At 70.1% G+C, this 6,349-nt stretch carries 5 protein-coding genes; 4 read left to right on the forward strand and 1 reads right to left on the reverse strand.

From position 1 onward, the window contains the following. The first annotated feature begins 51 nt into the window (after positions 1–51). The 4 genes from AC1U7O_RS07815 (at position 52) to AC1U7O_RS07830 (ending at position 4,583) form a co-directional block, all read left to right on the forward strand. Positions 52–1,614, forward strand: a complete 1,563-nt coding sequence (locus AC1U7O_RS07815; RefSeq protein ID WP_479894157.1) for a PAS domain-containing sensor histidine kinase — start codon at positions 52–54, stop codon at positions 1,612–1,614. Then, a complete protein-coding gene (locus AC1U7O_RS07820) occupies positions 1,601–2,287 on the forward strand; it encodes a response regulator transcription factor (RefSeq protein ID WP_479894158.1) in 687 nt (228 codons plus the stop codon). Before AC1U7O_RS07815 ends, AC1U7O_RS07820 begins: the two co-directional genes overlap by 14 nt. A 159-nt stretch (positions 2,288–2,446) precedes the next feature. After that, positions 2,447–2,941 (forward strand): hypothetical protein, encoded by a 495-nt coding sequence (locus AC1U7O_RS07825; RefSeq protein WP_479894159.1) that lies wholly within the window; start codon positions 2,447–2,449, stop codon positions 2,939–2,941. Between the two features lie 184 nt (positions 2,942–3,125). Then, a complete protein-coding gene (locus tag AC1U7O_RS07830; RefSeq protein WP_479894160.1) occupies positions 3,126–4,583 on the forward strand; it encodes a di-heme oxidoredictase family protein in 1,458 nt (485 codons plus the stop codon). 45 nt (positions 4,584–4,628) lie between these two features. Here the strand turns inward: AC1U7O_RS07830 and AC1U7O_RS07835 are convergent, their stop codons facing one another. Then, positions 4,629–5,369, reverse strand: coding sequence for a metal-dependent hydrolase (locus tag AC1U7O_RS07835; RefSeq protein WP_479894161.1), 741 nt, complete (start codon positions 5,367–5,369; stop codon positions 4,629–4,631). Positions 5,370–6,349: the final 980 nt, after the last annotated feature.

The following is a 6,349-nucleotide window of genomic DNA, read 5'->3' on the forward strand; positions in this document are numbered from 1 at the left end:
CCCGACAGCCCACGCTCGGTCGTCCAGGCCCCTCAGCCCGCGGACGAATCCATGACGGGCAGCTTGCAGCCGATCTTCGAACCAGCCGCGCCGGCCGGCGCGATCCCCGCGCTGGCGGCGTCGGCCGGCCTGACGGTCCTTCTGATTCTCGTCTGGCTCGCCGGCCGGCGGGCGCGGCGACGCCTCACCGCACGGCTTGAGGAAGCGGTATCCGAGGCCCGCGCCGACCGTCTCGTGCCGGACGCCGTGGACCATGGGCTTCTCCTCTTGGACGCAGACCGCTGCTGCCTCTACATCAACCCCGCCGGCGCGCGGCTGCTCGGCGGCACCCCCCGGGAGATGCTCGGCCGTCCCATGCACGACCTCCTGGCCGCGCCCGAGGCGGAGGAGCCGAGGGAGGCCGACGCGGGCGGCGGACCGGCATCCAGGCGGACGGAACGCTACCTGCGACGGCTGGACGGCAGCCTGTTCCTGGCCGAGTGCGGGAGCCGGCGGCTGGAGGACGCCGTCGGCCAGACCCGGCTCCTTCTCCGGTTCAGCGACATCACGGAACGGAAGCGGGAGGAGACCGCCCTGCGGGAAACCGATCTGCGCTTCCGCTCCGTCCTGCTCTCCGCCATCGACGCCGTCGTCCTCGCGGACGGCGACGGCAACATCATCTGCTGGAATCCCGGCGCGGAGCGGATGTTCGGGTACAAGGAGGACGAGATCCTCGGCCGGCCCCTCACACGCCTGATGCCGGAGCGCTACCGGCGGCCGCACGAGGAGGGGCTCGCGCGCCTGCACGAGACCGGCGCCTCCCGCGTCATCGGCAGGATCCTCGACCTCTCCGGCCTGCGGAAGGACGGCCGGGAATTCCCGATCGAGCTGTCCCTCGGGACCTGGACCGCGGGCGGACGGTTGTTCTTCACCGGCATCATCCGCGACATCACCCAACGCAAGCTCGCCGAGGCCTCGCTGCGCCGGCGCGAGCGCGAGCTGCGCCGCATCGGCGAGGAGCGCGAGCGGCTGGCCCGCGACCTGCACGACGGCATCATCCAATCCATCTACGCCATCGGACTCACCCTGGTGGAGAGCCGGCGCCTGGTGGTCGAAGCCCCTCAGCGGGCCCAGGCCATGCTCGACGCCGTCGTGGCCGACCTGAACGGGGTGATCCGCGACGTCCGGTCCTACCTGCCCGGCTTGACGCCGAAGCGGACCGCCGCGACGGACTTCCGCACCGGCCTGGCCAGATTGCTCAAGACCATGAACGGGACGCCGGGACTCCGGTTCACCTCGGAGATCGAGGAGCGGGCCGCCGCCCGCGTGACCGCCGAGCAGGGACAGCACCTGCTGCACATCGTGCGGGAAGCCATGAGCAACAGCCTGCGGCACTCCCGCGCCTCTTGCGGCCTCGTGTCCCTGCAACGGGACGGCGACGGCATCCGGCTGGAAGTGCGGGACGACGGCGTGGGATTCGACCGGACCGCCAGTCAGGAGCGCGGCCAGGGCCTGCGCAACATGCAGGCCCGTGCGGCCAAGCTCGGCGCCCGGCTGGAGATCAGCTCTTCGTCCGGGGGCGGAACCCGCATCTCGCTGGTCCTCCCGCCCGGAGGCGGCTGTGGCCACGGGTAGGGACGAGCCGATCCGCGTGCTCCTGGTGGATGACCACGAGATCGTCCGCCGGGGCCTGCGCATGCTCCTCGACCGGAGCGGCGGCATCACGGTCGTCGGCGAAGCCGGCACCGTGCAGGCCGCGGTGCCGGAGGCCGTCCGGCTTCGGCCCGACGTGGTGCTGATGGACATCAGCCTCCCCGACGGCAGCGGAGTGACGGCCTGTCGGGAGATCCGCCTGGCCAGTCCGGGCACGAGGGTCGTCTTCCTCTCCTCCTTCCTCGACGACGAGGCCGTGATGGAGACGGCCATCGCCGGCGGCGACGGCTACCTGCTGAAGGAGATCAGCGAGGACGTGCTGATCGGCTCCATCGAGATGGTGGCCCGCGGCCAGTCCATCATCGCCTCCGCCGTCCGCGAGCGCGTCCGCGAGCGGGCGCAGCAGAGCGCGCTGCCGGAGCCGGCCGCGTCGGAGCCGCCCCTCACGCCGCAGGAGTGGCGCATCCTCGCACTCGTCGCCAAGGGCCAGACCAACAAGGAGATCGGCGCGGCCGTGAGCCTCAGCCCCAAGACCGTGCGGAACTACCTGAGCACCATTTTCCAGAAACTGCACGTCACCCGCCGCTCCGAGGCCGCCTCCCATTACACCGGCATCGTGTCCCGCCGGCCGACCCTGCGCCGCCGGAACGACTGACGCCCCTCGATACCGGCCCCACCGAAGTCATCCGACCGATGTGGTGGGGACATCATTCTTTCGTCGAGGGGGCAGATGGCCCTACCGGCCTTGCCCCATATCCCGTATCTCTAGCCGCGCGGCCACACCATTCTTCATGCCCGACCAAGGAGGTTTGCCATGCCTATTTCACGCCCGTTGCCCCTCGCCGCGCTCATGCTCTGTCTGGCCCTGACCGCCGGTCTTCCCTCCGCCTGGGCCGCCTCGGCGGTCGGCGGCGGCATCGTGGACGGCCACCTGGGGCTGACCTCCCAACTGGGCTTCGGGGCCACGGATGAAGGCGGCAGCTTCGAGTGCGTCATGGCGGGACGCTCCGGCGGCTTCCCCTTCGGCCCCTGGGCCCAGGTGACCCAGATGCAGGTCCACGGCAGCGTGACCCCGGGATCGCTGACGATCAACCCCGACGGGAGCGCCACGTTTTCCGGCAAGGCCAGGGTCCAAGTGGTGGGGAGAGATTCCTCCGGCAAGATCCTGAAGGCGGTCTTCACCGACGCTGACTACGTCACCACCCACACCGCCGGCGGCGCGGGCGTGGCCACCCACCAGATGGAGATCCTCGGCCTCGTCTTCGGCCCCGCGCCGCTCAAGACCGGACGGATCACGATCACCCCCTAGCCGGCTAGCGAGGCGAGCACGCCGGCGGCACCGGCCTCGCCCCGCCCCCACGACTAGGTCGCAATCGCCGAGGACATCGTCGTGAACAGCAACACGCCGTTCTGACCGCCCTCTCGAAGGAGCATGGCACAACGACGGGCGGGGGGCGTCGCCCGCGGCGCCCCCCGCGCAGAGGAGCCCGACCATGAAGCTCGCCACCGCGCTGATCGCCGCGATCGCCTGCCTGTTTCTCGTGTTCGCCGCCCTCGCCCACGAGCCGCATCTGACGCAGCCCATCGGGGACCGCCCGGTCCTGTCCGGCCATCTGAGCCACGACGACATCGTGGCCGGCCGGCTCACCTTCGCCCAGATCTTCGCGGCGGGCAAGCGGCTCTTCGACGCTCCCTTCAACAAGCTGGACGGTCAGGGACGCCCGGAAGCCACCGGCAACGGCACGCCCACCTCCCGCGCCCCGGTGACGGACCCCGAGCTGGCCATGCTGCGCACCTCCGCCCCCGACGCCAACGCCTGCGCCGGCTGCCACATCCAGCCCCGCTCCGGCGGCGCGGGGGACTTCGTCGCCAACGTGTTCGTCCTCGCGCAGGTCCTCGATCCCGTCACCCTTTCGGTGGCGCGGGACTTCAGCAACGAACGCAACACGCTGGGGATGATGGGGGCCGGGCCGATCGAGCTGCTCGGACGCGAGATGACGCGGGACCTCCTCGCCATCGCCGCGGCGGCGAAGCTCCGGGCCGCCGCCACCCATCACAACGAAACCCTGCCGCTGACGACCAAGGGCGTGAGCTTCGGCGCCATCACCGCGCGGCCCGACGGCACCCTGGACACCTCGGCCGTCGAGGGCGTGGACGCCGACCTGATCGTCAAGCCCTTCCACCAGAAGGGCGCCGTGCGCTCCATCCGGGAATTCACGGTCAACGCCATGAACCACCACCACGGCATGCAGGCCGTGGAGCGCTTCGGGCTGGCGGAGACGGGCACCAGGGACTTCGACCGGGACGGGGTGGAGGACGAGTTGTCGCTCGGCGACATCACCGCGGCCACGATCTTCCAGGCGGCGCTGAACACGCCCGGACGGGTCTTCCCCGCCGACCCGGACGTCCGGCGGGCGATCGCACGGGGCGAGGAGCGCTTCGCGGGGATCGGCTGCGCCGGCTGCCACGTCCCCGCGCTCCCGCTCGACAGTCCAGACTTCTGCGAGCCCTACGGCCTCAACACGAAGGGCACCTTCTCCGACACCTCCCGCTCCTTCTGCTTCGACCTGACCAAGACCGGCGAGAAGCCGCGACTGGACAAGCTGAGCGACGGCCGCGCGGTCGTGCGCGCCTACACCGACCTCAAACGCCACAGGATCTGCGACGCCGACCTCCCGCACTACTGCAACGAGAAGGTGGTGCAGGCCGGCATCCCGCTGGACCAGTTCATCACGAGGAAGCTCTGGGACGTGGGGAACTCGGCCCCCTACGGCCACCGCGGAGACCTGAGCACGATCACCGAGGCGATCCTGGCTCACGGCGCGGAAGGACGCGCGGCGCGGGACCGGTTCGCGGCCCTGTCCCCGGAAGAGCAGGCGGAGATCGTGGAGTTTCTGAAGACTCTGCAGATCGTCCCGGACGGCTCGCCGATCCAGCAGATCAGGCCGTGACCGGTCGGCGCCGCCGCCGGCCGGCGCTCGCGAGCGGAGCGCCCGTCACGTCCGCCGGCCCAGACGCCGTCGCAACGTCTCTGCGACCCGTTCGTCCCAGCGGGCCGGCGCCAACGCTTCAACGAAGGTCCGCCCATGGACCAGCGCGATCCGCCCGGCCGCCAGGAGCGCCGCCACCGTCACCGCCACGTTCTGCCAGGAGTTCAGGTCCCAGCGGACGGGCGAGAGGTATTCGCGGTCGCTGAAGGGGTACCAGTAGACGATGCCCCAGCTCACGCCGCTCCCGACGAAGTCGCAGAGGAGGTGGAGGTGGAAGGTCAGAAGGGCCAGGGTCGCCACACGCAGCCGATGCCGAGCCCAGGCCGCCGTCACGCCCGCCACGAGGAGCGCCGCGACGATGCCGTGGCCGAGCACGTGATGCCAGGTGCCGTAGCTCTCGACCCTGCCCAGCAGGCTCAGGCCGTCCAGGTCAGGAGCGACGCCCGCCCAGGTCACCAGCCGGCGGTCGCGGCGCTCCGGCAGCCGATGCGCCACGACCCAGGACACGATCAGGTGAGTCGTCGGATGCATAGGATTCTCCAGGAAGGCGAGGTAGTCGTTGACCTCGCTCACGTCCGGCCGGTCGCGACGGCAGTGGTGGGCGTGTACGCGCCACTCATCGAGCGTGGGGGCCGAGCCGATGCCGACGGTCACGGGGACACCGGTGGAGACATAGCCGGCGGGTACCCGGCTGTGGACGGCGGCAGCCTGCCCGTGCCCACGGTCCAGGGAAACACGGACGGCCATTCCGACCATGAGCGAGACGGGTCGAATCCATGGGCGCCCTCTCCGCCCAACCACACCTAGATGAAGTGCCCTACTGTATTATTCACCTACGAAGGAGTCAAGAACTTCAGGCGGGACGACGCAAGAGACGCGACGCGCGGGGGAGTAACGAGAGGACCGGGGCGTCAGATGGCGGTCGAGGAGGCCTACTAGCCCGCATGATTCATGACGGTTCGTCGCGAAACCGTGGAGTCGCGTCGCGAGACGGGCGCGTGGAGCCGAGAAGACCCGAGGCGTATTTGAAACAGGACGCAGAAGCGTTCATGAATCATGCGGGCTAGGTTGCGGAAAACCCGTTTGGGGCCGCATGGAATGCCCGAGGAGACGGTGTGACCGACGATGCCAGGACACCTCGCAGGATGCTCGACAAGGCCCTTCTCAGCCGCTCGCCACGGGCACGCCAAGACGCGCCGTTGTCCCGGCCAAGGCCGCCGGTCTGCCGACAGGCCGGCGGCGAGCGGAGAGGCGTACTCTTTGCCGTCGGGTGAGCCTCCGAGCGACGCGAGCACGCCGCTGGCGGACCCGTTCAGCATCCTGCTAAACGGCTGCGGCCGGCGGCCCGGGCAGGCGTGAAACCGTGAAGAGGCTGGGGAGGCCGGCTCGTGATCGCCGGAAACGCGCAACCGCTGAGCGGATCCTTGGCACGGCAGTTGCGCGAGGAAAGATTGGTGGCCCCTCTTGGCCCAAGTTCGAACCTATTTTGAACGCCTGTAGTCGCAGGCTCGGCCACCGTGCGGCCTCCCCCTGCTCCTTGAGCAAGCAGCCCGCCAGCCGCCCCCGGCGGCTGTCATGCTGCTTGCTCCGACCGCTCCCTCCTGAAGAGCCTGTCCCAAGCTTGTCGAAGGATCGGTCGCGGCGTGGTGTGGCCCTCGGCCGGGCCACGCCTTGTCAGTAATCATGCCAAATTGACCCCTGTCATCATGTGAAATTGACCCCTCTCC

The sequence above is a fragment of the Candidatus Nitrospira neuquenensis genome (assembly GCF_979578155.1).